Annotated in this window: 3 protein-coding genes; all 3 read left to right on the plus strand. The window is 65.4% G+C overall.

Going from position 1 to position 3,396, the window contains the following annotated elements; translation table 11 throughout:
* Positions 1-92: 92 nt before the first annotated feature.
* On the plus strand, positions 93-836 hold the full coding sequence (locus B4E30_RS13860; RefSeq protein ID WP_286795642.1) for a hypothetical protein: 744 nt from the start codon (positions 93-95) through the stop codon (positions 834-836).
* 81 nt (positions 837-917) lie between these two features.
* On the plus strand, positions 918-1,640 hold the full coding sequence (locus B4E30_RS13865) for a DUF4760 domain-containing protein (protein ID WP_286795643.1): 723 nt from the start codon (positions 918-920) through the stop codon (positions 1,638-1,640).
* Positions 1,641-1,966: 326 nt separating this feature from the next.
* Positions 1,967-3,396, plus strand: a 1,430-nt coding sequence (locus B4E30_RS13870) for a sugar transferase (protein ID WP_286795644.1), incomplete at its 3' end; no start/stop codon positions are given.

Consider the following 3,396-nt stretch of genomic DNA (forward strand, 5'->3'; position numbering starts at 1 on the left):
ACTCCCCGGCAAACGATGATCGTTAGGCGTCGCCTCCGTGCGAAGCAGCATGCGGCAGTCGACACCGCGAGGACCACTGGGGAGGTCCACGGATGTCTGTCTTCACCGCGCTTGCGCACGAGGGGAAATGGCTGTTCCGCAATCAGCGCTCGGTGGTGCTCATCGCCGCCATGGTGCTCGGCGTCGATGTGGTCCTGGGGCTCATCCACGTCGTGGTGATGGTCGGGTGGGATGCGCCGAACGTGCTGCGCGTCGACATGGACGGCAGCTACGGCGAGGCGTACCAGTACGTCAAGTACCTGTGGGTGGTGGTGCTGCTGGCGATGTTCGCCGTCGCGCGCCGCAGCTGGTCCGTCGCCGCGTGGATCCCGCTCTTCCTGTACTTCTTCGTCGATGACGCGTTCATGGTGCACGAGGTGGTCGGCTTCGTCTACGCCATGCAGCCGTGGGCGTTCGGCATCGGCCCCGTCGGTGCGCAGACGCTCGGCGAACTCGCCGTGTCGGGTGTGGCCCTGCTGGTGCTCGCAACACCGATCGTGATCGCCTATCTGAGGGCGGATGCGCGCACTCGACTGATCCATCGCACCATCGCACTTCTCGTCGCGACGCTGCTGGTGTTCGCGGTGCTGGTCGACATCGTGCACTCGTTCTTCCTCGACATCCGCCTCCTCGACCGTTCGCTCGGGTTCGTCGAGGACTTCGGCGAGATGGTGGTGCTCTCGCTCGTGGTGATCTACCTCGTGCGCATCAACGTCGACGCGAAGCGCCTGCCGGCGGCGATCGCCGATCCGATCCGGCGCAGCCGGCGTACGCAGCCTGCGTTTGGTGCGTCGTGACCCGGTAGTGCGGCAGTCCCGACTGTTCTCGTCCCGGGATTGTGCGCACAGTCACGTCTGCGCTCGTGATAAACACGGTCTGTGAACTGGGGATTCCTGCGAAAGATCAAAGCGGTACACGTGCTTTCCGTGCTCCTCGCTGCGGCGGTGGCCGCCATCATCGCGCTTCTGTTGCGCGATGTCGACCTGTCTCCGCACGTGGCCTTCGCTCGGGAGCACGCGGCTCTTGCCGGCGCCGTCATTGCCTTGGCATCGTTAGTGACCGTCACGTTCGCCACGTGGATGAATTGGCGTGCGACCCGCCGCCAGGCGACGCTCGAAGCCTGGACCAAGTGGTCTGACGACACCGTCGCCGAGCGCAAGCTGATCTCGAAGATGCTCGGCCCGCGCGAATTGACCTCCGCTCAGGCGCAGGCCCTCGCACACGGGAGTTCCGAGCTTCCGACGCGGCCGATCCGCATCCTGGGAGTGATCGTGCGCCGCGGAACGGCGCCCCCGCTCTTCACCGATACGGAGCGAGCCAATCTCGTTCACGCCGCCGTCGCGGTCTTGAACGGGCTTGAACGACTTGCCGTGGGCGTGGAGTTGGGCGTCTACCGACGCGCGGTGCTGGTGGACGCCGGCGGCACGATCATCAAGCGCACCTTCGAGCGATTCGAACCGTACATCGTTCTCCGTCGTACGCACCCGGAGCCGCAACGCCGCCAGGAGAAGGCGTACGTGGCGTTGGAAAAGCTGGCGATGCAGATCCGATACAAAGAAGTTGACGCCGAGAGACTGGAGTCTCTGCGGCGCCAACCTTGAAAGTCAGGGCGAAGGACGTCTCAGTCGACGTCCTCTTCTTCGAATCGCTTGCTCATAGCTTCCTTCTTCCCAGACAGAGGTTCGAACTTACCTGATCGTACCCCGAACGGCCCGATTTCGGAGGTCGTTCACAGGCGAGTTCACGTGCAGCGATTCTGAGGCATGCGCACCCTTGAGCGCTACCCCCCGTCTGACGAACAGGTGCCGGGGCAAAACGTAACCCGCGCGACACAGTCCGCTCCCTATGCTGTGGACGTGCACCGTCGTTGAGTTCGCTCTTCGCCGATGTATTTCGTTCCTGGGGAGATCGAAATGAAAGGCACATCGTGTCGACGATAGAAAACGACACGACAACGACGTCGCCGGATTCACCGACCATCGGTGCGCCCGGGCAGGGGGCTCCGACGTCGGCCGCGACGGCCGACGCAGCGCACCCCTCGACGACGTCTGCGTCGCGCTGGCGCACGCACTACGCGCGGCGGCTGTGGTTCAGCGACCTGTTCGTGCTCGTCTGGGTGGTCTTCGGCGCACAGCTGGTATGGTTCGGCACCGGCAACGTCGACCTCGCGATCCATGAGAACGCCGGGATCAGCGCGGTGTCGTACTGGTTGTTCTCGACGGCTCTGGTGCTGGCATGGATGTGGGCACTGACCCTCATCGATTCCCGCAGCGATCGCGTCATCGGCCATGGCACCACCGAGTACATCAGGGTGGCGAACGCGAGCCTGACGCTCTTCGGCTTCATCGCGATCGCCTCGTTCCTGCTGGGCATCGAAGTCGCCCGCGGCTACCTGCTGCTGAGTCTCCCGGCGGGTGTGCTCGTGCTCGTGCTCGAGCGATGGCTGTGGCGGCACTGGCTGATCGCACGGCGGTCGATGAAGGAGTACTCCGCGCGGGTGCTGCTCGTCGGCTCCGCGCAGTCGGTCACCCAGATCGCCCACGAGCTGCAGCGCACGCCCGCCGCGGGCTATCTCGTCGTCGGAGCGTGCGTTCCGAACGCCGCGGTGGCCTCGACGATCGCAGGCACTGATATCCCCGTCATGGGCTCGGTCAACGCCGTCGATCGCGCGATCGCCGCCACCGGCGCCGACACGGTCGCCGTCACCAGCACCGACGACCTGCCGCCGGACAAGGTCAAGCAGATCTCGTGGAGCCTCGAAGCCGGCAAGCAGCACCTCGTGCTCGCGCCGAGCATCATCGACGTCGCCGGGCCCCGACTGCACACGCGCCCGGTCGCGGGTCTCCCCCTCATCCACGTGGAGACGCCTCGGTTCAGCAAGGGCCAGCTGTTCCTGAAGCGCATGGTCGATCTCATCGCGAGTGTTCTCGGGGTGATCGCGCTGAGTCCGGTGCTGGCGTTCCTCGCCATCACGGTGCGGCTGTCGAGCCAGGGGCCGGTGCTGTTCCGACAGACCCGCATCGGCCTGCGCGGTCGCGAGTTCACGATGCTGAAGTTCCGCTCGATGGTCGTCAACGCCGAAGACATGCTCGAGAACCTCGCCCGCCAACAGCGCGATTCGGGCAACGAGGTGCTGTTCAAGATGACGGATGACCCCCGGGTCACGCCGGTCGGCAAGATCATGCGCAAGTTCAGCCTCGACGAGCTGCCGCAGCTGTTCAACGTGATCGGCGGCTCCATGTCGCTCGTCGGCCCGCGGCCGCCGCTGCCGTCGGAAGTGGCGCAGTATGCCGATCACGTGCACCGCCGCTTCCTCGCGAAGCCCGGCATCACCGGCCTCTGGCAGGTGAGCGGCCG

The organism is Microbacterium sp. UBA3394, assembly GCF_002358725.1.
GTDB classification, from domain to species: Bacteria; Actinomycetota; Actinomycetes; order Actinomycetales; family Microbacteriaceae; genus Microbacterium; species Microbacterium luteum.

Excerpts from the sequence above, each read along its gene's own strand:
- B4E30_RS13860 (WP_286795642.1), top strand. The coding sequence starts at position 93 with ATGTCTGTCTTCACCGCGCTTGCGCACGAGGGGAAATGGCTGTTCCGC.